Here is a 21,116-nt window from a genome sequence, read left to right as displayed (position 1 = left end):
GCAGGGCAATTGATCTGGGGAAAGGTACTTTGAGTGTAATCATGGTCATATGAGATGACGTGCGTAATTAGTGATTTTCTTCAAAAATAGAGGCTTGACGCGGCATCCCTACAACGTTCTTTTATAGTCTTGGAAATGTCTGGATCTCTAATCGCGCTAACGATATAAACAGTATTCGCGTTTGAGTATGGCGTATGTGGCAAGGATGTTGTCGTTGCCACTTTGCTTCTGATCGGCCCCCAACAATGCTAAGCTACCGCCTTTATCACGCCCGCAAATGCCGATGATCGTCGTCCATCACCTGAACAATTCGCGCTCCCAGCGCATCCTGTGGCTGTTGGAGGAACTGGGTCTGGAATACGAGATCAAAAAATACCAACGCGATCCGAAGACGATGCTGGCGCCGCCCGCGCTGCGCGCCGTGCACCCGCTCGGCAAGTCGCCCGTCATCCAGGACGGCGATACGGTCGTGGCGGAATCGGGCGCGATCATCGAGTACCTGGTCGGCCGCTACGGCACGGCGCTGGCGCCGGTGCCGGGTACGCCCGGGCGCCTGCACTACACGTATTTCCTGCATTACGCGGAAGGATCGGCGATGCCGCCGCTGCTGCTGAAACTCGTGTTCGACCGCGTCGAGAGCAGCCCGGCGCCGTTCTTCGTGCGCCCGATCGCGCGCGCGATCGCGAACAAGGTCAAGGACAGCTTCGTGCTGCCGCAGATCCGCCAGCACCTGGCGTTCCTGGAGGGGGAGCTGGGCAAGCGCACCTGGTTCGCCGGCGACGAGTTCTCCGCCGCCGACATCCAGATGAGCTTCCCGCTGGAAGCGGCGGCCGCGCGCGGCGGGCTGGATGGGCAATACCCGAACCTGGTCGCCTTCCTCGACAAGGTCCACGCGCGGCCGGCCTACCGGCGCGCGCTCGAACAGGGCGGGGAATACGCCTTCGTCAAGTAAAAAAGTAAGGACCATGGCAAAGCTGCTGGCCATCGACGGCCTGAACATCGTGCGGCGCGTGTACGAGGCGAGCCCCGAACCGGACTCGGACCTCAAGGCGAGCATCGCGCTGCGCCACGCGTTCTCGTCGTTCCGCAACCTGCTCGAAGCGCACGCGCCCACGCACGTGCTGGCCGCGTTCGACTACGGCGGCGCCACGTGGCGGCACGCGTTGTATCCGCGCTACCGCGAAGGCCGCGCGCCGATGCCGGGCGTGCTGCGCGAAGCGCTGCCGGAATTCCACGAGCGCCTGCGCAAGGTCGGCCTGCACGTCCTGATGCTGCCCGAGGTCGAGGCGGACGACGTCATCGGCACCGGCGTGCTGCGCTGGCTGTCGGAGGGGCGCGGCGACGCCGTCGTCGCCACCACCGACAAGGACCTGCACCCCTTGATCGCGCACGGCGCGCTGGTGTGGGATCATTTCAAGGGCGAGTGGCACGACGACGCGTGGGTGCGCAACAGGTTCGGCGTCGCGCCGGAGCGCCTGCACGACCTGCTGGCGCTGATGGGCGACCCGACCGACGGCGTGCCGGGCGTGTCGAAGATCGGCATGAAGACGGCCGCGCGCCTGCTCAATGCCTATGGCGACCTCGACGCCGTCATGGCGGGCGCCGGCATCCTCAAGACGCCGCTGGGCGAGAGACTGCGCGCGGAGCGCGAGATCCTTGAGGTGTCGCGCAAGCTGGTGCAACTGAAGACCGACGTGCGCCTGGGCGTCACGTGGAACATGCTGGCGTACGAAGCAGATTAAAAGAAAGGAAACCGATGCTCAAGGCGATCATCGTGGACGGCAGCGCCGTCGCGCGCGGCCTGCTGGCCACCGTGCTCACCGACGGCGGCTACGACGTCGCCGGCCAGGCCCACACGGCCGCGGCCGGATTTGCGCTCGCGCTCAAGCACCATCCGCACATCTTCTGCATCGCGCGCGAGCAGTTCGAGGACGGGCAAGAGGCCATCGGACAGCTGCGCGCGCAGCTGCCCAAGACGCTGATCTTCATGGTGTCCGGCTCGCTCGACGCGCCGGCCGTCCAGGCGGCGCTCGCGGGCGGCGTGCACGGGTTCATCGTCAAGCCGTTCAAGGCCGACACGGTGCTGCGCACGATCCGCAACACCGTCATTTCCATCGTCAAGAAGCACCGGGGCGACTAAAAAAACGTCATTCCCGCTTTCGCGGGAGCCGTTTCCGGCAATGCCGGGAACGACGTCTTTGTGCTGCGGGCCTAAATCAGGCCGCCTCTTTCGCCGCCGCCAAGAGCCCCATCTCCTCGGAGCCGAGCAGCTTGTCGATATCCAGCATGATCAGCATGCGCTCGCCCACGGTACCGAGCCCGCGCAGGTATTCGCCCGACACGGTGGCGCCGAGGTCCGGGGCCGGCTTGATCTGGTCCGCCGTCAGCGTGACGACGTCCGAGACGCTGTCCACCACCATGCCGATCGTGTGGTTGTTGATGTTCAGGACGATCACGACGGTGAACGCGTCGTAGGTCGCGGCGCCGACGTTGAACTTGATGCGCATGTCGACCACCGGCACGATGATGCCGCGCAGGTTGACGACGCCCTTCAGGTAGTCGGGCGCGTTGGCGATGCGGGTGACGGCGTCGTAGCCGCGGATTTCCTGGACCTTGAGAATGCTGATCGCATATTCCTCGCTGCCCAGGCGGAACGACAGCACTTCGGTCGCGTTGTTGACGATGTCTTCAGCCATTGATATTCCTCAGGTTTAAACGTGTCGCATGTTTCCATGCAGCAATATACCGGAAGAGTACGACATTTTTGTGTCGGATACGATGGCCAAAAGACAATCGTGAACAAAAATGCCGTGGCTGCGGGCAGAATGCAACAATCAGGCGGCGGTCGCGGTATCGATGATGCCGCCGCCCAGGCACACGTCGCCGTCGTACAACACGGCCGACTGGCCCGGCGTCACCGCCCATTGCGGATCGGTGAAGGCGAGCGTGAAGCGGTCCGGACCTTCCGGCGCGACCGTGCAGGGCACGTCGGCCTGGCGGTAGCGGGTCTTGGCGGATAAAGCGCGCGGCTCCGGAGGTGCGCCCGCGATCCAGCTGGCCTGCCCGGCGCCCAGGCTGGCCGACAGCAGCCACGGGTGGTCGTGGCCCTGCACGATGTACAGCGTGTTGGTGGCGATGTCCTTGCGCGCCACGAACCACGGTTCGCTCGTGCCGTCCGCGTTCTTGTGCGATTTCAGGCCGCCGATGCCGATGCCCTTGCGCTGGCCCAGCGTGTAGAACGACAGGCCCACGTGCTCGCCGACCGTCTGGCCGTTGTCCAGCTTCATCGGGCCCGGCTTGTGCTGCAGGTAGCGGCCGAGGAATTCGCGGAACGGGCGCTCGCCGATGAAGCAGATGCCCGTCGAATCCTTTTTCGCCGCATTGGGCAGGCCCAGTTTTTCCGCGATCTTGCGCACTTCCGTCTTGGCGATCTCGCCCAGCGGGAACAGCGATTTCGACAACTGCGCCTGGTTCAGGCGGTGCAGGAAGTAGCTCTGGTCCTTGGTCGAATCGAGCGCTTTCAGCAGCTCGAATTTGTTAGTGGCGCCGTTGTGGCGCACGCGCGCGTAGTGGCCGGTCGCGATCAGGTCGGCGCCCAGCTTCATCGCGTGGTCGAGGAAGGCCTTGAACTTGATCTCGGCGTTGCACAGCACGTCCGGGTTCGGCGTGCGGCCGGCCTGGTATTCGCGCAGGAATTCCGCGAACACGCGGTCCTTGTATTCGGCGGCGAAGTTGACCGCCTCGATGTCCACGCCGACGACGTCGGCCACGCTGGCCGCGTCGATCCAGTCCTGGCGCGTGGAACAGTATTCGGAATCGTCGTCGTCTTCCCAGTTCTTCATGAACAGGCCGACGACTTCATAGCCCTGTTCCTTCAACATCCAGGCCGCGACCGAGGAGTCGACGCCGCCCGACATCCCGATCACGACTTTCTTTTTGCTCATTTCAGGTTACGTCCGGTTTGATGGTGAGTCCGCCGTCGAAGACCGAATAGTCCGTGTACAGCAGGTCTAGCGGCGTGCGCTTGCCCGCCAGGTAATCGTCCACGCACCGCAGCACGATCGGGCTGCGGTGGCGCTCCTGGCACGCGGCCAGTTCGTCGCGCGTGAGCCACAGCGTGCGCAGGATGCCGTGGTCGAGCGCCTGGTCGTACTGCTTGCCCGCCTTGCCGCAGAACGTGAAGCGCAGATAGGTCACGTCATGTCCGCGCGACTTCGAGTGGTAGCGCGACAGATACATGCCGACGAGGGCTTCCGGGATGAATTCATGCGCCGTCTCTTCCATCGCCTCGCGGATCACCGCCTGTTCGAGCGATTCGCACGGGTCGAGGTGGCCGGCCGGCTGATTCAGGCGGATGCCGTCGCTGGTTTCCTCTTCGATCAGCAGAAAGCGGCCATCGCGCTCGATGATCGCGGCGACGGTGACTGACGGTCTGAAGGTATGGGTCATGCGCGTCCTTAATGTGAGCCGACATTCTACCTTGATGGAACGTGCGTTGCTCGGGCGCACGCTGCGGTGCAACAGTTCCGGACAAGTTTGAATATTGATTTGAAACAAAAACCTTGTGGATTCGTCTAGGTTCTCGCAGGCTATGCCATGAGAATGGCCGATCTGTTGACGAAAAACCACTCATCTGTATTCATCGGAGCATTACATGCTAGATTGTGGACAGTTTATCAATTTTATGGAGGCATCATGAGAATTGGTGTTCCGGCCGAAACGAGGCCGGGCGAGACACGTGTCGCAGCAACTCCCGAAACCGTCAAAAAGCTGGCTGCCCAGCACGAAGTGATCGTGCAATCCGGTGCCGGCGTGCATGCTTCCGCGATTGATGACGCCTATGTCGCCGCTGGCGCCCGCATCGGGACCGCGCAAGAGGCTCTCGGGGCCGACCTCGTCCTGAAAGTACGCAGCCCGAACGCGGAAGAGCGCGCGCAGATGAAGCAGGGCGCCGCCCTCGTCGGCATGTTGAACCCGTTCGATACGGACAACCTGGCCGCGCTGGCGCAGCAGCGCCTGACCGCGTTCGCGCTTGAAGCGGCGCCCCGCATCACCCGTGCGCAATCGATGGACGTGCTGTCGTCGCAGGCCAACATCGCCGGCTACAAGGCCGTGATCATGGCCGCCAACGCCTATCAGCGCTTCATGCCGATGCTGATGACGGCCGCCGGCACCGTGAAAGCGGCGCGCGTGCTGATCATGGGCGTCGGCGTCGCCGGCCTGCAGGCCATCGCCACCGCGAAGCGCCTCGGTGCCGTCATCGAAGCGTCCGACGTGCGGCCGCCCGTGAAGGAGCAGGTGGAATCGCTGGGCGCCAAATTCATCGACGTGCCGTTCCTCACCGACGAGGAACGGGAGATCGCCAAGGGCGTCGGCGGCTATGCGCGTCCGATGCCGGCCGACTGGATGCGGCGCCAGGCGGAGCTCGTGCACGAGCGCGCGAAGCAGGCCGACATCGTCATCACCACCGCGCTGATCCCGGGCCGCAAGGCCCCCGTGCTGATTGCGGAAGAGACGGTGCGCGCGATGAAGCCGGGTTCCGTGATCGTCGACATGGCCATCGAGCAGGGCGGCAACTGCCCGCTGACGGAGTTGGGCAAGACGGTGATCAAGCACGGCGTGACGATCATCGGCGAACCGAACCTGCCGGCGCTCGTCGCGGCCGACGCCTCGGCCCTGTACGCGCGCAACGTGCTGGACTTTTTGAAGCTCGTGATCGACAAGGACGGGAAGCTCGTCATCGACCGCGAGGACGAGATCGTGCGCGCAGTGCTCGTCGCCATCGACGGCGACGTGCTGCGCAAAGCGGCGTAAACAAGGAGACGCGTCATGGAAATCAGCCATACCATCATCAACCTGATCATCTTCGTGCTGGCGATCTATGTCGGCTACCACGTCGTGTGGACCGTCACGCCCGCGCTGCACACGCCGCTGATGGCGGTGACGAACGCCGTCTCGGCCATCATCATCGTCGGCGCCATGCTGGCGGCCGGCCTGACGGAAGGCCTGACCGGGAGAATCGCCGGCACCGTCGCGGTGGCGCTGGCGGCCGTGAACGTGTTCGGCGGCTTCCTCGTCACCCAGCGCATGCTGGAGATGTTCAAGAAGAAGGAACCGAAAGCGGCGAAATCCGCGCCGGTCGCCAAGGATGCCGTCGGCGTCGCGAAGGAGGCCGCATGAACATGATCAGCATGAACGTCGTGACGCTCCTGTACCTCGTGGCGTCCGTATGCTTCATCCAGGCCTTGAAAGGCTTGTCGTCGCCCGCGTCCGCGCGCATGGGCAACGCGTTCGGCATGACGGGCATGGGCATCGCCGTCATCACCACCATCGCCCTGATGTTCAAGCTGAAGGAGCAGATGCAGACGGGCGGCATGGGTTTTGGCCTCGTGCTGCTCGGCGTCGTCGTCGGCGGCGCGATCGGTGCCGTGGCCGCGAAGCGCGTCGAGATGACCAAGATGCCGGAACTGGTCGCCGCGATGCACTCGCTCATCGGCCTCGCGGCCGTGTGCATCGCCATCGCGGCCGTGTCCGAGCCGTGGGCCTTCAATATCGCCGCGCGCGGCGAAGGACTCCCGTTCGGCAACCGCCTGGAACTGTTCATCGGCACGTTCGTCGGCGCGGTGACGTTCTCCGGTTCCGTGATCGCGTTCGGCAAGCTGGCCGGCAAATATAAATTCCGGCTGTTCCAGGGCGCGCCCGTGCGCTATCCGGGCCAGCACATGATCAACCTGCTGGTGGCCATCGCCATCATCGCGCTCGGCCTCGTGTTCTGCTTCTCGGCAGGCAGCGCGCCCGCGTGGACGCCGTACATCGTGATGGCCGTGCTGTCGTTCGTGCTCGGGGTGCTCATCATCATCCCGATCGGCGGCGCGGACATGCCCGTCGTCGTGTCGATGCTGAACTCGTACTCGGGCTGGGCGGCGGCCGGCATCGGCTTCTCGCTGAACAACTCGATGCTGATCATCGCGGGCTCGCTTGTCGGATCAAGCGGCGCGATCCTGTCGTACATCATGTGCAAGGCGATGAACCGCTCGTTCTTCAACGTGATCCTGGGCGGCTTCGGCGGCGAGGGGGCATCCAGCGACGCGGGCGGCGCGAAGGAACAGCGTCCGGTGAAATCGGGCTCGCCGGAAGACGCGGCGTTCATCCTGCAGAACGCGGAATCCGTGATCATCGTGCCGGGCTACGGCCTCGCGGTGGCGCGCGCCCAGCACACGGTGAAGGAACTGGTCGACAAGCTCACGGCGCACGGCGTGCAGGTGCGCTACGCGATCCACCCGGTGGCGGGCCGCATGCCGGGCCACATGAACGTGCTGCTGGCGGAAGCCGAGGTGCCGTACGACCAGGTGGCGGAGATGGAAGACATCAACGGCGAGTTCGGCCAGACGGACGTCGTGCTCGTGCTGGGCGCGAACGACGTCGTGAACCCGGCGGCCAAGGACCCGAAATCGCCGATCGCGGGGATGCCGATTCTCGAGGCCTATAAAGCCAAGAGCATCATCGTCAACAAGCGCTCGATGGCGTCGGGGTATGCGGGGCTGGACAACGATCTCTTCTATCAGCCGAACACGATGATGGTGTTCGGCGATGCGAAGAAGGTGATCGAGGCGATGGTCAAGGCAGTCGAATGATGGTTGAACGCGTGGACGGCACAGCCGTCCACGCGTTCAACGCCGCCCGAACATCATCAGTTCGGCAAGCAGCATCCTTGCTGGTTTCACGGTATCCAGCGCCGCCAGCGCCAGCCCGAGCACCGCCTGCAGCGGCCCCGTATTCGCGAACACGCGCGCCATCGCATCCGTCGTGCGGATGATGGCGCCGCGGTCGCGCGCACGTTCTTCCGCAAAGCGCGCCAGCGCGTCCGCGGTGCCGCCGTCCTGATCGATCCCGCGTGCCAGCAGGCGCGCCAGCACGGCCGCGTCGCGCAGGCCGAGATTCAAACCCTGGCCCGCGACCGGATGCAAGGTCTGCGCCGCATTCCCGATGGCGACCGTGCGCGCCGAGAACCTGGGGTCCGCATTCAGCCCGAGGGGAAACGCCGCCCGCGTGGAGGCGTGCGTGAATGTGCCGAGGCGTTCGCCGAACGCCTCGCCCAGCCGGCGCAGGAATTCGGGCTCGCCCAGGTCCAGCAGCTGCTGCGCGCGCTCCGGATGCACGCACCAGACCAAGGCATATTGGTGGCCGTCGGCACCGTCCTGCGGCAGCAGCGCCAGCGGGCCTTCGTCCGTAAAACGTTCGAAGGCGCGGTGCGGAATCGGCTGGCTCGCCGTGACGCGCGCGATGACGGCCGTCTGCACGTAGTCGCGCCGCTGCGGCCGCTCGGCCTGTGCGCCGAACACGCCGCCTTCTGCCTGCACGGCGACCTTCGCATGCAGCGTGCGCTCGTCGTCCAGTTCGAGCACGACGCCGTCGCGGTCTTCATGCAGCGCGGCCACGCGCGCGGGACGCAGCACCTGCACGCCCACGCGCTCGCAGGCGCGCGACAACGCGTCGACGACGTCGCCGTAGCGCGCCACATAGCCCAGCGCGTCGAGTTGGTGTTCCGCGCGGTCCATCACGCTGCGGCCCAGATGGCCGCGGCGCGAGACGTGGATCTGGTGGATGGCCGTGGCCGCGGATTGCACGGCGGGCCACGCGCCGACATCCTCCAGCAGCATGCGGCTGCCCCACGACAGCGCGATCGAGCGCGGGTCCGAGATCGCCTGGCCCAGCGCCTTCGCATCGACGAGCGCGATGCGCCCCGGCTCGACGCCGCGGCGCGCCATCAGCGCGGCCAGCGCGAGGCCGACCGGGCCGGCGCCGCAGATCGCCACGTCCACGTGCAGCGCCTGTTCAGCCATGCGCCGTCCCCACGATCGCTTCGATCTCGGCCACCGTCTTCGGCGCGGACGCCGTCAGCAGGCGATAGCCGTCCTTTGTCACGACGACGTCGTCCTCGATGCGGATGCCGATGTGCCAGAAGCGTTCCGGCACGCCGTCGGCCGGACGCACGTAGATGCCCGGTTCCACCGTGACGACCATGCCTTCGGCCAGCGGCCGCGATGGCTTCTCGGCCTGCGTGACGTCGCGGTACCCGCCCACGTCGTGCACATCCATGCCGAGCCAGTGGCCCGTGCCGTGCATGTAGAACGGGACGTGGGCCTTGTCGGCGATGGCGTCGTCGACGCTGGCGTATTTCGACTTGTCGACGAGGCCCAGGTCGAGCATGCCCTGCACGAGCACGCGCAGCGCCGCTTCGTGGAAGGCGCTGTACGGCCGGCCCGGCGCGATGGCGGCCAACGCGGCGTCCTGCGCGGCCAGCACCAGTTCGTACAGCGTGCGCTGGGCGTCCGTGAAGCGGCCGCTCACCGGGAACGTGCGGGTGATGTCGGACGCGTAGCCATCCAGTTCGCAGCCGGCGTCGATCAGCACCAGGTCGCCGTCTTCCATGTTCCGGTCGTTGACGTTGTAGTGCAGGATGCAGGCGTTCGGGCCCGAGGCCACGATCGGCGTGTAGGCGGGGAACTGGGCGCCGCTTTTGCGGAAGGCGTACAGCAGCTCCGCTTCCAGCTCGTACTCGAACATGCCTGGGCGCGCCGCACGCATCGCGCGCCCGTGGGCGCGGCCCGAGATCTCGCCGGCGCGCAGCATCAGCGCCTGCTCGTCGGCGTCCTTCACGAGGCGCATCTCGTCCAGCAGCGGCAGCAGGTTCACGAAGGTGTCGGGCGCGGTGGTGCCGGTGCGGGCTTGCGCGCGCACGGCCTTGATCCAGCCCGTCACCTGCGCGTCGAGCGCGGCGTTCGATGCCAGCGCGTAGTACAGCGCCGGTGCGTTGGCGAGGAGGCGCGCCATGTGCGTATCCAGTTCGGCGATCGGGTAGGCGTCGTCGAAGCCGAACGTGGTGCGCGCCGCTTCGGGGCCATGGCGGTAGCCGTCCCAGATCTCGCGCTCGATGTTTTTCTCGCGGCAGAACAGGATGGAGCGCGCCGGCTTGTCGCCCGTTGCGGCGACGAGTACCAATACGCTTTCCGGTTCCGTGAAGCCGGTCAGATAGTAAAACGCGCTGTCGTGGCGGTAGGGGTAGTCGCTGTCGCCGTTGCGCAGGACGGCCGGGGCGGTGGGCAGCACGGCCACGCTGCCGGGCTGCATCTGCGCGGCCAGGCGCGCGCGTCGTGCCGCGTAATCCATCAGGCGCCCGCCTTCACGGAGCCCGGCGGCGCGTTGAGTTCTTCCAGCTGGCGCACGGTGCCGACGTTGACCCAGGGACCGTCGTAGATCTCGCCGCCGATGCGACCCTGGTCAATGAACTTGCGCATCAGTGGGCCGAGCCGCGAAACTTCCCCGGCCTTGATCCCGTCGAACATCTCGGGACGATAGACGCCGATGTTCGAAAAATTCCACTTCGGATTGCCGTCGTTGGACAGCGTGTACATCGTCACGCCGAAGTCGCCGTCCGGGTTGTGCCACGGGTTCGGCGTCAGGTACAGCCAGGCGATGTCGCGCTTCTCGGGCGGGATCGGCTGGCCGACGGCGTCGACGTCCTTGAGCACGTCCAGTACCTGTTCGAAGTCGAAGTAGGGCGCATAGATGTCGCCCGAGACGGCCAGGAACGGCTCGTCGCCGAGCAGGTGCAGGGCGTTGGCGATGCCACCCGCCGTTTCCAGCGGCGCCGGTTCGTGCGAGTAGACGATGCGCGCGCCGTAGCGGCTGCCGTCGCCCAGCTCTTCCTCGATCATGTGGCCGAGGTGGGAGTGGTTGATGACGATGTCCTTGAGGCCGGCGCGCACGAGGTTCAGCACGTGCCAGGTGATGAGGGGGCGGCCGCGCACCTTGAGCAGGGGCTTGGGGCAGGTATCGGTCAGCGGACGCATCCGCTCGCCGCGGCCCGCGGCGAAGATCATGGCTTTCATCGGATGGTCTTCAGAAGGTGTAGCCGACTTGCGGCGCCTTGTCCTCGAACGCGTCGAGCAGGCGCAGCAGGGGCTTGAGTTCGGTGTAGCGGTTGGCGGTCTTGCGCACGTAGTCCATCACCGTGGACAGGTCGCCCATATAGGTGGACTTGCCGTCGCGGTAGTTCAGGCGGCAGAAGATGCCGAGGATTTTCAAGTGGCGCTGCAGGGCCATGTATTCGAAGTCGCGATAAAAGGCGTCGATGTCCGGGTTGACAGGCAGGCCGACCTGCTTCGCGCTTTGCCAGTAACGCACGACCCAGTCCAGCACGAATTCCTCGTCCCACTGGATGTAGGCGTCGCGCAGCAGCGAGGCCAGGTCGTAGGTGACGGGGCCGTAGACCGCGTCCTGGAAATCCAGCACGCCCGGGTTGCCCTGGTCGAGGAACATCAGGTTGCGGGAATGGAAATCGCGGTGCATGTAGACTTGCTGTTGCGCCAACACGTTGGCCGTGATCGCCTCGAACACTTTGTCCAGCTGGGCGCGCTGGATGTCGTTCATCTGCACGCCCAGGTGGCGCTCGATGAACCATTCGGGGAACAGGTTCAGCTCGCGCAGCACGAAGGCGCGGTCGAATTCCGGCAGCACGCCGGCCTGGCTCGCCAGCTGGAATTTGATCAGGGCGTCGATCGCGTCCGAGTACATGAACGGCGCGTTGTCGACGGACAGGCGCTGCAGGTACATCGTCGTGCCGAGGTCGGACAGCAGCAGGAAACCGGCGTCCACGTCGCGGGCCACGATGGCGGGCACGGTGACGCCGGCGTCGCGCAGCAGGCCGTCGACGTGGATGAATGCCGGGACGTTTTCGCGCTCCGGCGGGGCGTCCATGGCGACGAGGGACTCGCCCAGCTTGTCGCGTAGCGCCGGCACAACATCGAGGCGGAAGTAGCGGCGGAAACTCGCATCGGACGACGCCGGGCGCAGGCTGCCGACGTCGACCAGGTCGAGCGAGCTCAGCCATTCGATCAGCCGTGCCAGGCGGGCATCCTTGTCGGGAGTGGAGGGAACGTGTTGAGACTGAGAAGACATGAAGCGTCCCGGTGAAACGGGTTGGTGATAGGAATTCCCATATAATAAGGGATTCAATCCAAAAAATCGCCCTCTATGGTGCAACCCGATCTTTCATGAGCTGGATGACGGCCCTACCATTCCCGCCGCGGCGAACCGCAGCCCTGTCCGCCCTCGTGGCCATGGCCGCGGGGCCGTTGTATGCACAGACGGCGGCGCAGCCGGCGGCTGCACCCATGCCTGCGCCGGCCCGTCCGGACGAGCGCGATCTGCCGATCACGATGCGCGCCGAGGAGTTTTCCGGCCGCCCGGACCGCATCCTGAACATGGTCCGCAACGTCGAGATCACGCGCGGCGCCACCGGCGTCACCGCCGACACGGCCTGCTACCGCCGCGTCGAGGACGAGGTCACGGCCGAAGGCAATATCACGATGTGGCGCTTCGGCGACCGCTATAAGGGCGACGCCCTGCAGCTGAACCTGGAAACGGGCAAAGGCTGGGTGCTGCATCCGGCCTACCGCCTGGCGGCGAACAATGCGCAGGGCAAGGCCCAGCGCATCAACTTCCTCGGCGAGGACCAGGCCGTCGTCGTCGACGGCACGTACAGCACGTGCGAAGGCCCCGATCCGGACTGGTACCTGAAATCCAGCACGCTGCGCCTGGACCAGGGCCGCGACGTCGGCACGGCCGGCAAGACGATCATTTATTTCAAGGACGTGCCCATCATCGGCACACCGGCACTGTCGTTCTCGCTGTCCGGCGCGCGCCGTTCCGGCTGGCTGCCGCCCACGATCGGCTTCGGCTCCAAGGGGTCGGCCGAGTTGATGGTGCCGTATTATTTCAACATCGCGCCGAACCGCGACCTGACGCTGTTCCCGCGCTACATCTTCGCGCGCGGCCTGCAGCTGGGCGCGACGGGCCGCTACCTGGGCGAGACCGACCGCGGGCCTTACCACGGCGAGACGCACGTGGAATACCTGGCGGGCGACCGCCTGGCGCACCGCAACCGCTGGTGGGTCGACACGCTGCACAACCAGTTCCTGGCGCCCAACTGGACGTTCGGCTGGAACGCGCACGCGGCGTCGGACAACGAGTACCCGTCCGACTTCTCGCGCACCGTCGCCGCCAGTGCCGAGCGCCAGCTGCTGCGCGAACTGCGCACCGATTACTACGGCCAGTACTGGAACCTGACGGCGCGCGTGCAGAGCTACCAGGTCCTGCAGGACCCGGGCGCCGTGCTCAATCCGGCGCTGACCGTGGCCACGCCGTACAACCGCCTGCCGACCCTGAACTTCCACGCGGGCCGCTACGACGTGCTGGGCGGCTTCGACTGGTCGGTGGACGCGGAAGCCACGCGCTTCTCGCATCCGGACGACAACCAGGTGCAGGGCAACCGCGCCAATATGGTGGCGCAGGTGAGCTATCCGTGGGTGCATCCGGGCTGGTTCATCACGCCCAAGGTCATGCTGCACGCGACGCAGTACGACCTCACGCACAACGTCAACACGGACGACAAGATCTCGCGCGTGCTGCCCACGTTCTCGCTGGATTCCGGCCTCGTCTTCGAGCGCAAGTCGTCGCTGTTCGGACCGGACGGCACGCAGACCCTGGAGCCGCGCCTGTTCTACGTGCGCACGCCGTACAAGAATCAGGCCGACATCCCCAATTTCGATACGGGCGTCGCCGGTTTCAATTACGCCCAGCTGTTCACGGAAAACCGCTTCGTCGGCGCCGACAAGGTGTCGGATGCGAACCAGCTGACGGCGGCGATCGTCTCGCGCTTCATCGAGGCGAACGGCGCCGAGCGCCTGCGCCTCGCGGTCGGCAGCCGCTACTATTTCACCGACCCGCGCGTGCGCCTGAACTCGAACGAGCAAAGCAACCAGACCCGCTCGGACGCTCTGGTGGCGGCGTCGGGGCGCATTTCGGAGTCGTGGAGTTTCGACAGCGGCGTACAATACGATGCACAGGCGCGCAGCCTGTACAGCTCGAACGTCGGGGTGCAATGGCAGCCGGCCCCGATGAAGGTGTTGAACCTGGAATACCGCTTCCAGCGCGACACCTTCGGCATCGCCAACGGCTTCCGCAACGTCGACGTCTCGGGCCAGTGGCCGCTGTCGCACCGCTGGTATGGCGTGACCCGGGTCAGCTACTCGGTGCGCGACCGCAAACTGCTCGAGAGCCTCGTGGGGCTCGAGTACAAGGCGGATTGCTGGGTGTTCCGCATGGGCGCACAGCGTTTCGTGACGGCCGCGCAGACCACCTCGACGCCGATCTTCTTCCAGCTCGAGCTCAACGGCCTGTCGCGGCTGGGCTTCGGCAACCCGCTGGAGACTTTCAACAAGAGCATCCCCGGCTATACCCGGCTGAACACCAACGTCGGCCGCCCCTGACCGGGCCATGGACAACCAGATACCTGAAATGAGTGCTTTCCTGAATATGCGTACTACCCGTCTGTCCCCGCTCCGTCCGCACCAGCTCAAGCTGGCGGCGGTGCTGCTGTGCGCCCTCGCCACGGGCGATGTCCTGGCCCAGGCCAAGCCGGCCGCACCTGCCGCCGCGCCGTCCACCAAACCGGGCACCGGCTTCCTGCCGCCCGCGACCAGCAACGCCCACGTGATCGATTCCGTGTACGTGATCGTCAACGACGAAGTCATCACGAAGCGCGAAGTCGAGCAGCGCATGGCCGAGATCACCCAGCGCCTGAAAGCGCAAGGCGCCCAGATGCCGGCCGAGGAAGACCTGCGCCGCCAGGTCGTCGAAGCCATGATCACCGAACGCGCCCAGCTCCAGCTGGCCAAGGAAATGGGCGTGCGCGTCGACGACACGACGCTCGACCGCGCCATCGGCCGCATCGCCGAGAACCAGAAGATGAGCGTGCAGGAGATGCGCAACGCGATGGAGAAGGACGGCCTGCCGTTCTCCCAGTTCCGCGAGCAGATCCGCAACGAGATCATGATGCAGCGCCTGATCGAGCACGAAGTCGACAGCAAGATCCAGGTCACCGAGGCCGAGATCGACACGTACATGGCGGCCGAGAAGGCCGCCGCCGCCGACCGCGTCGAGATGGACATCGCCCAGATCCTCGTGCGCATCCCGGAAAACGCGTCGCCCGAACAGATCGCCGCCCGTAAAGCCCGCGCCGACGAAGTCGCGCGCCAGTTGCGCACCGGCGCCGACTTCGCCAAGATGGCCGCCACGTATTCCGATTCGCCGGACGCGCTGAAAGGCGGCTCGGTCGGCTGGCGCGACCCGGACCGCCTGCCCCCGATCTTCGCGAGCGAGCTGCACAAGCTGAAGCCGGGCCAGGTCACGCCGGTCATCCGCACCAACGTCGGCTTCCACATCCTCAAGCTGATCGACCAGCGCAAGCTCGCCGATGCGCAGAAGGCCGACCAGGCCGTCGTGCAGCAGACCCACGCGCGCCACATCCTGCTCAAGATCACGCCGACGCAGAGCGAGGACGACGCCCGCAAGAAGCTCCAGGAAATCAAGCAGAAGATCGAGAGCAAGCAGGCGACGTTCGAAGACATGGCGCGCCAGTATTCGAACGACGGCTCGGCCTCGAAGGGCGGCGACCTGGGCTGGCTGTACCCGGGCGACGCGCTGCCGGAATTCGAGAACCCGATGAACGCCCTCAAGCCGGGCCAGGTGTCGGACGTCATCAAGACGCCGTTCGGCCTGCACCTGATCGAGGTCGTCGAGCGCAAGACGGAAGACGTGTCGAAGGAAAAGGAACGCTCGGCCGCACGCCAGGTCCTCACCGACCGCAAGCGCCAGGAAGCGCTGGAAGACTGGAGCCGCCAGGTCCGCGACCGCGCCTACGTCGAGTTCCGCGAGGACAAATAAATGTCCCGGACAGGCGCACGCCCCAATCTCGCGATCACGGTCGGCGAGCCGGCCGGCATCGGTCCCGAGATCTCGATCCGCGCGGCCTGGGCGCTGCGCGGCGAGGCTAGGTGCGTGCTCGTGGGCGATGCCGCCTTTCTTTCGCTGACGGCGGGCCTGATCGACCCGGCGATCCGCCTGTCCGCGCTCTCCACGCTGGCGCTGCGCCACAGCGGCCTGCCGCATTTTGGTCCGGATACGATTCCCGTCGTCGACGTGCCGCTCGATGCGCACGTCGTGCCGGGTAAGCTGGACGCCGCCAACGGCCGCGCCGTGCTGGCCACGCTCGATCTCGCGATCGAAGGCACGCGGGCCGGCTGGTGGGACGCCATCGTCACGGCACCTCTGCAGAAGAGCACCATCAACGATGCCGGCGTCGCGTTTTCCGGCCACACGGAATACCTGGCCGAAAAGACGGGCACGCCGAAAGTCGTCATGATGCTGGCCGGCTCGCCGGGGGCGGATCAACCGTACCTGCGCGTGGCGCTGGCCACGACCCACTTGCCGCTCAAGGATGTATCGAGCGCCATCACGCGCGACAGCCTCACGCAGGTGCTGGACATCCTGCATGCGGACCTCGTGAAGAAATTCGGCATCGCGTCGCCGCGCATCCTGGTGACGGGCCTGAACCCGCACGCGGGCGAGAACGGCTACCTCGGCCGCGAAGAGATCGACGTCATCACGCCCGTGCTGGACGATGCGCGCAGCCGCGGCATCGACGCGCGCGGCCCGTATCCGGCCGACACGCTGTTCCAACATAAATACCTGCAGGACGCCGACGCCGTGCTGGCCATGTACCACGACCAGGGCCTGCCCGTGCTCAAGTACGCTACTTTTGGGCGCGGCGTCAACATCACGCTCGGCCTGCCTTTGACCCGCACCTCGGTCGACCATGGCACGGCCCTCGACCTGGCGGCCAAAGGCCTCGGCGAGGCCGATTGCGGCAGCATGGAGGAGGCGATCCGCGTCGCTATCGCCATGGTGCGCGCGCAGCAGCAATAACCGCATACGACAAATGAAACACGTAGCCCGCAAGCGCTTCGGCCAGAACTTCCTGACCGACGACCACGTCCTCCACAACATCATCGAAGGCATCGATCCGCGCCGCGGCGACACCATGGTCGAAATCGGCCCCGGCCTGGCCGCGATGACGGCGCTGCTGCTCAAGGAGCTCGACCACATGCACGTGGTGGAGCTCGACCGCGACCTCGTCGCGCGCCTGGAAAAAGCCTATCCGCGCGAGCGGTTGACCATCCACTCGGGCGACGCGCTGAAGTTCGACTTCGGCTCCATCCCCGTCCCGGAAGGGAAGAAGCTGCGCGTGGTGGGCAACCTGCCGTACAACATCTCCAGCCCGCTGCTGTTCCACCTGGCCGACTACGCCCACCTCATCGAAGACCAGCACTTCATGCTGCAGAAAGAGGTCGTGGAGCGCATGGTGGCGGAGCCGGGCACGAAGGCCTACGGCCGCCTGTCCGTGATGCTGCAGTGGCGCTATGACATGGCGCTGCTGTTCATCGTGCCGCCGACGGCGTTCGATCCGCCGCCGCAAGTCGATTCCGCCATCGTGCGCATGGTGCCCACGAAGCGCCAGCTGCCGGCCGACGCGGCCACGTTGGAAGCCGTCGTGCAAAAGGCGTTCTCGCAGCGCCGCAAGGTGATCCGCAACTGCGTGGCGGGCATGTTCACCGAACAGCAGCTGGTCGATGCCGGCATCGATCCGGGCGCGCGTCCGGAAGCCGTGGGGCTGGAACAGTACGTGGCGCTGGCCAACATCCTGAAACCCCAAGCCTGATCCACCTGCCGCTCATCACCGGCCGTTCTTCCAGCCGCGTGCCCGCGCCGCCTCTTCTGCCGCCGCGTCCAGCGGCTTGCCCGCGATGCGCTCGTCGATCGCCTCCAGCACGGCCGCCGGCAACGCACTGCCGGCCTGGCGGTAACCGCCCGCCGCTTCCGGCGCCGACTCGGCCAGCACGGGAATCTTCCACTGTCCGCCCTCACGGCACGCGAGGCCGGCCGACGACCCCATGACGAAGCCGCGGCAGTACGCGCCGTCGCGGGCGGCGAAGCTGACGCCGACCTTTACCGCGCCATCCGCCTTGCCGCCGACCTGGCGGTCGAGCGCGGACGCCAGTTCCCCTTGCGCCACCACCTGGCTGCCGTTGCCCGCAATGGCGGGCGCGCCGCCGCCGGCGACCGTTTTGCCGACCAGGACGCCGACGACGAGCGTGGCCGCCAGCGCGCCCCATTCCGGCCACGACCATCTGCGGCGCTCGGCCCGCGCGGTGCGCGCCGCATCGAGCGACAGCACGGGCGCCGGCGGCGCCGGCTGCAGGCGCGCGGGCACGGGTTCGTCGAGGATGCCGGCAAACGCGGCGGCGACGTCCGCGCGCAGGGCGCGGTGGCGCGCCACGGCGGCGGCGATGGCGGGATCGGTGCGCATCGCCTGTTCGACGGCGGCGCGTTCGGCGGGATCGAGCTCGCCGTCGGCATAGGCCATCAGGGTGTCATCGGAAAATGTCATGGTGTCCTTCGTGTCTGATCGGAAAGCAGCTGCTGCAGGGCCTCCCGGGCGCGGGCCAGGCGGCTGGTGAGGGTCCCGACCGGGATCTCCAGCACGTCCGCCGCTTCCTTGTACGGCAACCCGTCCACGAGCACGAGGCCGACGACCAGCCGGTGCTCCTCGGACAGCAGGCTGATCGCCTTCTGGATCGCGAGCCGCTGCTGGTGCGCCTGCGCGGTGTCGTCGCCCACGTGTTCGCCTTCCTCCTCCGGCGCGAACAGCTCGGCGCGCCGGGTCCGGCTGCGCACCTCGTCGATCCACGCGTTCTTGATGATCCGGAAGAGCCAGCTGTCGAGCCGCGTCCCCGGTTCCCATTGTTCGCTGCGGCCGAGCGCACGCTCCATCGCGATCTGGACCAGGTCGTCCGCGTCTTCGCGATGGTAGGTCAGCGCCCGCGCAAAGCGGCGCATGCGGGGCAGCAGGGCGGCAATCTCGTCGGCAAGCATAGTCTCTGTATGGGTAAACGATGGGGAAGGGGATTTTCTTCCCGCCGTCGTTCGTTAACTGGATATTCCGGCCAATCATATATGATCCGCACATGAAATTCCCTTTCGTAAATAGGCGTGGCCTCGTCGCCGTGGCGCTCGTGTGCGGGACGGCGTCCGCCCATGCGCAGCTGGGCTTGCCGTCCTTGCCGCTGCCGGGGCGCGTCGGTCCGCTGGGGCTGGACGGTTTGCGCCGGCCCGTCGACCAGCTGCTCGACCGGGCGCCGCTGCCGGACCTCGGCAGCCTGCGCCTCGACACCGTCAAACGATTGCTGCGCGACCATCCGGACCAGCTCGAGGCCGATCCGCGCGGCGAACCGGCGCTGCGGGGCGAGGTGCTGGCCTGGTCGCCATCGGAGGCGGCGTTGCGGGCGGCGCAGATTGCTGGCGCCACCGTCGTGCGCGACGAGGCGCTGCCGGGGCTGGGCGAGCGCATGGTGGTGCTGCGGCTGCCGGCCGGGGCAACGACGGCGGCCCTGGTCGAGCGCCTGCGCGCCTTGGACCCCGACGGCAGCTACGATTTCAATCATGTGTACACGGGCAGCGGCGCGGCGGATGGCGTGCCGGCCGGGGGCAAGGCGGCCGTGCGCATCGGCCTCGTCGACAGCGGCGTCGATGGCGCGCACCCGGTCTTCGAGGACGCCGCCATCTCGCGCTGGGGGTGCGACGGCCAGGCGGTTCCGGCGCCGCACGGCACGGCCGTGGCGGCGCTGATGATCGGGCGCTCCGACCACCTGCGCGGCGCGGCGCCGGGGGCCAGCTTGTACGCGGCGGACGTGTATTGCGGCAGCCCGGTGGGCGGCGCCGCCGACCGCATCGCGGCCGCGCTGGGCTGGCTGGACGAGCAGCAGGTCGGCGTCGTGAACATCAGCCTCGTCGGCCCGTCGAACGCGCTGCTGGCGCGTGCCGTCGCGGCGATGCAGGCGCGCGGACACCTGCTGGTGGCCGCCGTCGGCAACGACGGACCGGCCGCGCCGCCGTTGTATCCGGCCAGTTATCCCGGCGTCGTCGGCGTGACGGGCGTCGACCGGCGCGGCCGGCCGCTGCCGGAAGCGGCGCGCGGTCCGCAGGTGAAATTCGCCGCGCCCGGCAGCCAGATGGTCAGCGCCGCGCCGGGCACGCCGCCGTACCGCCAGGTGCGCGGGACCTCGTTCGCGGCGCCCATCGTCGCGGCGTTGCTGGCGCAGCGGCTGCCCCGGCCGGACCGCGCCGCGGCCGCACGCGCCGTGGACGCGCTGGCGCGCGAGGCCGGCGGCGGCCAGGCCGTCGCGAACGACGAGACCGGTTATGGCATCGTCGGCGCCGGCTTGCGCACGGACCCGTCGGACCTGCGTTGAAAAAAATTTTTGAAGGAATGGAAGAAAACGGCGAGCTGGTCCGTTTTCCTTGTATCGGCGGCGCAATGTGCCGCCCCATCCCAAGGAGAACAGACATGAACACCAAACAGATCGCCCGCCACATCGCCCTCATCCTGACAATCGGCATGGCTCACCAGGCCCACGCGCAACTGCTCGGCGGCCGGATGGGCGGCTCGCTGGGCGGGTCCGTCGGCGGCATGATCGGCGGCGGCATGGGCGGCATGGGCGGCATCAGCCGCATGGATACGATGGGCGGCCTGCGCGGCGAAGGACGCCTCGTGCGCGACGGCGCGGCCGATGCCGCGTCCGGCGCCGGCCGCACTGCGGAGCGGCAAGCCCCGAATCCCGCCGCCTCCGCACCGGCCCAGCCCGCCGCCCCCGCACAACGGCCGGGCCTGCTGGCCGGCGCGGGCAGCCTCGCGGGCAACGCCACCGGCGCGGCCAGCGCGCAGCGTTCGGTCTCGGCCGAAGGCGGCAGCGGGGGCGCGTCGGCCTATGCCGACGGATCGGGCTCGGCCAGCATGGACGGCAGCGCCGCGGCGGGTATGGTCGGCGGCGCGGCCCGCGGCGCGGCAGGCCAGGCGCATGATCGCGCGGCGGTCGCCGGCAATGAGGCGGCCGGCAGTGCGCGCGGCGCAATCGGTTCGGCGCGCGACCGCGCGGCGGTCGCCGGCAGCGAGGCGGCCGGCAGTGCGCGCGGCGCAATCGGTTCGGCGCACGATGGCGCGGCGGTCGCCCGCAGCGAGGCCGCCGGCAGTGGGCGCGGTGCGATCGGTGCGGCGCACGATGGCGCGTCGGCCGTGAACGGCGGCGTGACGGTCAGCGGCAGCGCGAGCGGTTCGGCGTCGGGCAGCGCGTCCGGCACGGCCACCCGTCCGTAAG

General features: G+C 67.2%; 21 protein-coding genes. 12 read left to right on the top strand and 9 right to left on the bottom strand.

Features of this window, described 5'->3' with window-relative positions; genetic code table 11:
• Nucleotides 1-283 precede the first annotated feature (283 nt).
• Genes BVG12_RS17715 through BVG12_RS17705 form a run of 3 tightly spaced genes read left to right on the top strand, consistent with a single transcriptional unit; the run spans nt 284 to nt 2,140 of the window.
• Nucleotides 284-952 (top strand): glutathione S-transferase, encoded by a 669-nt coding sequence (locus BVG12_RS17715; RefSeq protein ID WP_075796431.1) that lies wholly within the window; start codon nt 284-286, stop codon nt 950-952.
• A 13-nt stretch (nt 953-965) separates the two neighbouring features.
• On the top strand, nt 966-1,742 hold the full coding sequence (locus tag BVG12_RS17710; RefSeq protein ID WP_075793550.1) for a 5'-3' exonuclease: 777 nt from the start codon (nt 966-968) through the stop codon (nt 1,740-1,742).
• 14 nt (nt 1,743-1,756) lie between these two features.
• Nucleotides 1,757-2,140 carry an ANTAR domain-containing response regulator gene (locus BVG12_RS17705; RefSeq protein WP_075793549.1) on the top strand — a complete coding sequence of 128 codons (384 nt, stop codon included), beginning with the start codon at nt 1,757-1,759 and terminating at the stop codon, nt 2,138-2,140.
• 76 nt (nt 2,141-2,216) lie between these two features.
• Here BVG12_RS17705 and BVG12_RS17700 read toward each other — a convergent pair whose 3' ends face one another.
• From BVG12_RS17700 to BVG12_RS17690, 3 genes are all read right to left on the bottom strand, one after another.
• Entirely contained in the window at nt 2,217-2,696 is a 480-nt protein-coding gene (locus BVG12_RS17700; protein ID WP_075793548.1) for a chemotaxis protein CheW, read from the bottom strand.
• Between the two features lie 138 nt (nt 2,697-2,834).
• Entirely contained in the window at nt 2,835-3,944 is a 1,110-nt protein-coding gene (gene mnmA / locus BVG12_RS17695; protein WP_075793547.1) for a tRNA 2-thiouridine(34) synthase MnmA, read from the bottom strand.
• 1 nt (nt 3,945) lies between these two features.
• Nucleotides 3,946-4,449, bottom strand: a complete 504-nt coding sequence (locus tag BVG12_RS17690; RefSeq protein WP_075793546.1) for an NUDIX hydrolase — start codon at nt 4,447-4,449, stop codon at nt 3,946-3,948.
• A gap of 246 nt (nt 4,450-4,695) precedes the next feature.
• Between BVG12_RS17690 and BVG12_RS17685 the strand changes: the two genes are divergently transcribed.
• From BVG12_RS17685 to BVG12_RS17675, 3 genes are read left to right on the top strand one after another with little or no spacing between them, the layout of a single operon-like run.
• Nucleotides 4,696-5,814 carry a Re/Si-specific NAD(P)(+) transhydrogenase subunit alpha gene (locus BVG12_RS17685; protein WP_075793545.1) on the top strand — a complete coding sequence of 373 codons (1,119 nt, stop codon included), beginning with the start codon at nt 4,696-4,698 and terminating at the stop codon, nt 5,812-5,814.
• 15 nt (nt 5,815-5,829) lie between these two features.
• A complete protein-coding gene (locus BVG12_RS17680; RefSeq protein ID WP_075793544.1) occupies nt 5,830-6,180 on the top strand; it encodes an NAD(P) transhydrogenase subunit alpha part 2 in 351 nt (116 codons plus the stop codon).
• The gene (locus BVG12_RS17675; protein ID WP_075793543.1) at nt 6,177-7,634 is read left to right on the top strand and encodes an NAD(P)(+) transhydrogenase (Re/Si-specific) subunit beta; all 1,458 of its coding nucleotides are present in this window, start codon (nt 6,177-6,179) and stop codon (nt 7,632-7,634) included. The genes BVG12_RS17680 and BVG12_RS17675 overlap by 4 nt, the downstream gene beginning before the upstream one ends.
• A gap of 36 nt (nt 7,635-7,670) precedes the next feature.
• On the opposite strand, the gene BVG12_RS17670 is transcribed toward BVG12_RS17675, so the two are convergent.
• Genes BVG12_RS17670 through BVG12_RS17655 form a run of 4 tightly spaced genes read right to left on the bottom strand, consistent with a single transcriptional unit; the run spans nt 7,671 to nt 11,961 of the window.
• Entirely contained in the window at nt 7,671-8,843 is a 1,173-nt protein-coding gene (locus BVG12_RS17670; RefSeq protein ID WP_075793542.1) for an FAD-dependent monooxygenase, read from the bottom strand.
• Complete coding sequence (gene pepP, locus BVG12_RS17665; RefSeq protein ID WP_075793541.1) at nt 8,836-10,170, bottom strand: Xaa-Pro aminopeptidase; 1,335 nt, start codon at nt 10,168-10,170, stop codon at nt 8,836-8,838. The genes BVG12_RS17670 and pepP overlap by 8 nt, the downstream gene beginning before the upstream one ends.
• Nucleotides 10,170-10,892: an N-acetylmuramate alpha-1-phosphate uridylyltransferase MurU gene (gene murU / locus BVG12_RS17660; protein WP_075793540.1), complete on the bottom strand. Its 723-nt coding sequence runs from the start codon at nt 10,890-10,892 to the stop codon at nt 10,170-10,172. The genes pepP and murU overlap by 1 nt, the downstream gene beginning before the upstream one ends.
• Before the next feature lie 10 nt (nt 10,893-10,902).
• The gene (locus tag BVG12_RS17655) at nt 10,903-11,961 is read right to left on the bottom strand and encodes an aminoglycoside phosphotransferase family protein (RefSeq protein ID WP_075793539.1); all 1,059 of its coding nucleotides are present in this window, start codon (nt 11,959-11,961) and stop codon (nt 10,903-10,905) included.
• 95 nt (nt 11,962-12,056) lie between these two features.
• Between BVG12_RS17655 and BVG12_RS17650 the strand changes: the two genes are divergently transcribed.
• The 4 genes from BVG12_RS17650 to rsmA are packed head-to-tail and all read left to right on the top strand — an operon-like array spanning nt 12,057 to nt 17,623.
• Nucleotides 12,057-14,333, top strand: a complete 2,277-nt coding sequence (locus BVG12_RS17650) for an LPS-assembly protein LptD (RefSeq protein ID WP_075793538.1) — start codon at nt 12,057-12,059, stop codon at nt 14,331-14,333.
• Nucleotides 14,334-14,379: 46 nt separating this feature from the next.
• A complete protein-coding gene (locus BVG12_RS17645) occupies nt 14,380-15,789 on the top strand; it encodes a peptidylprolyl isomerase (protein WP_075793537.1) in 1,410 nt (469 codons plus the stop codon).
• Nucleotides 15,790-16,830 (top strand): 4-hydroxythreonine-4-phosphate dehydrogenase PdxA, encoded by a 1,041-nt coding sequence (gene pdxA / locus BVG12_RS17640; protein WP_075793536.1) that lies wholly within the window; start codon nt 15,790-15,792, stop codon nt 16,828-16,830.
• A gap of 13 nt (nt 16,831-16,843) precedes the next feature.
• Nucleotides 16,844-17,623 carry a 16S rRNA (adenine(1518)-N(6)/adenine(1519)-N(6))-dimethyltransferase RsmA gene (gene rsmA, locus BVG12_RS17635; RefSeq protein WP_075793535.1) on the top strand — a complete coding sequence of 260 codons (780 nt, stop codon included), beginning with the start codon at nt 16,844-16,846 and terminating at the stop codon, nt 17,621-17,623.
• A 15-nt stretch (nt 17,624-17,638) separates the two neighbouring features.
• Here the strand turns inward: rsmA and BVG12_RS17630 are convergent, their stop codons facing one another.
• Both BVG12_RS17630 and BVG12_RS17625 read right to left on the bottom strand, forming a co-directional pair.
• A complete protein-coding gene (locus BVG12_RS17630; protein ID WP_075793534.1) occupies nt 17,639-18,352 on the bottom strand; it encodes an anti-sigma factor in 714 nt (237 codons plus the stop codon).
• Nucleotides 18,349-18,837, bottom strand: coding sequence for an RNA polymerase sigma factor (locus BVG12_RS17625; RefSeq protein WP_075793533.1), 489 nt, complete (start codon nt 18,835-18,837; stop codon nt 18,349-18,351). Before BVG12_RS17625 ends, BVG12_RS17630 begins: the two co-directional genes overlap by 4 nt.
• A gap of 92 nt (nt 18,838-18,929) precedes the next feature.
• On the opposite strand from BVG12_RS17625, the gene BVG12_RS17620 reads away from it, so the two are divergent.
• Both BVG12_RS17620 and BVG12_RS17615 read left to right on the top strand, forming a co-directional pair.
• Complete coding sequence (locus BVG12_RS17620) at nt 18,930-20,213, top strand: S8 family serine peptidase (protein WP_156895665.1); 1,284 nt, start codon at nt 18,930-18,932, stop codon at nt 20,211-20,213.
• A gap of 95 nt (nt 20,214-20,308) precedes the next feature.
• Nucleotides 20,309-21,115, top strand: coding sequence for a hypothetical protein (locus BVG12_RS17615; RefSeq protein WP_075793532.1), 807 nt, complete (start codon nt 20,309-20,311; stop codon nt 21,113-21,115).
• The last annotated feature ends 1 nt before the right edge of the window (nt 21,116 follow it).

This window comes from Massilia putida, assembly GCF_001941825.1.
GTDB lineage: Bacteria > Pseudomonadota > Gammaproteobacteria > Burkholderiales > Burkholderiaceae_D > Telluria > Telluria putida.
This window is presented reverse-complemented; position numbering and strand designations above follow the sequence as displayed.

Coding starts and splice junctions, on each gene's coding strand:
- BVG12_RS17715 (WP_075796431.1), top strand. CDS start 284: ATGATCGTCGTCCATCACCTGAACAATTCGCGCTCCCAGCGCATCCTG.
- BVG12_RS17710 (WP_075793550.1), top strand. CDS start 966: ATGGCAAAGCTGCTGGCCATCGACGGCCTGAACATCGTGCGGCGCGTG.
- BVG12_RS17705 (WP_075793549.1), top strand. CDS start 1,757: ATGCTCAAGGCGATCATCGTGGACGGCAGCGCCGTCGCGCGCGGCCTG.
- BVG12_RS17700 (WP_075793548.1), bottom strand. CDS start 2,696: ATGGCTGAAGACATCGTCAACAACGCGACCGAAGTGCTGTCGTTCCGC.
- mnmA (WP_075793547.1), bottom strand. CDS start 3,944: ATGAGCAAAAAGAAAGTCGTGATCGGGATGTCGGGCGGCGTCGACTCC.
- BVG12_RS17690 (WP_075793546.1), bottom strand. CDS start 4,449: ATGACCCATACCTTCAGACCGTCAGTCACCGTCGCCGCGATCATCGAG.
- BVG12_RS17685 (WP_075793545.1), top strand. CDS start 4,696: ATGAGAATTGGTGTTCCGGCCGAAACGAGGCCGGGCGAGACACGTGTC.
- BVG12_RS17680 (WP_075793544.1), top strand. CDS start 5,830: ATGGAAATCAGCCATACCATCATCAACCTGATCATCTTCGTGCTGGCG.
- BVG12_RS17675 (WP_075793543.1), top strand. CDS start 6,177: ATGAACATGATCAGCATGAACGTCGTGACGCTCCTGTACCTCGTGGCG.
- BVG12_RS17670 (WP_075793542.1), bottom strand. CDS start 8,843: ATGGCTGAACAGGCGCTGCACGTGGACGTGGCGATCTGCGGCGCCGGC.
- pepP (WP_075793541.1), bottom strand. CDS start 10,170: ATGGATTACGCGGCACGACGCGCGCGCCTGGCCGCGCAGATGCAGCCC.
- murU (WP_075793540.1), bottom strand. CDS start 10,892: ATGAAAGCCATGATCTTCGCCGCGGGCCGCGGCGAGCGGATGCGTCCG.
- BVG12_RS17655 (WP_075793539.1), bottom strand. CDS start 11,961: ATGTCTTCTCAGTCTCAACACGTTCCCTCCACTCCCGACAAGGATGCC.
- BVG12_RS17650 (WP_075793538.1), top strand. CDS start 12,057: ATGAGCTGGATGACGGCCCTACCATTCCCGCCGCGGCGAACCGCAGCC.
- BVG12_RS17645 (WP_075793537.1), top strand. CDS start 14,380: ATGCGTACTACCCGTCTGTCCCCGCTCCGTCCGCACCAGCTCAAGCTG.
- pdxA (WP_075793536.1), top strand. CDS start 15,790: ATGTCCCGGACAGGCGCACGCCCCAATCTCGCGATCACGGTCGGCGAG.
- rsmA (WP_075793535.1), top strand. CDS start 16,844: ATGAAACACGTAGCCCGCAAGCGCTTCGGCCAGAACTTCCTGACCGAC.
- BVG12_RS17630 (WP_075793534.1), bottom strand. CDS start 18,352: ATGACATTTTCCGATGACACCCTGATGGCCTATGCCGACGGCGAGCTC.
- BVG12_RS17625 (WP_075793533.1), bottom strand. CDS start 18,837: ATGCTTGCCGACGAGATTGCCGCCCTGCTGCCCCGCATGCGCCGCTTT.
- BVG12_RS17620 (WP_156895665.1), top strand. CDS start 18,930: ATGAAATTCCCTTTCGTAAATAGGCGTGGCCTCGTCGCCGTGGCGCTC.
- BVG12_RS17615 (WP_075793532.1), top strand. CDS start 20,309: ATGAACACCAAACAGATCGCCCGCCACATCGCCCTCATCCTGACAATC.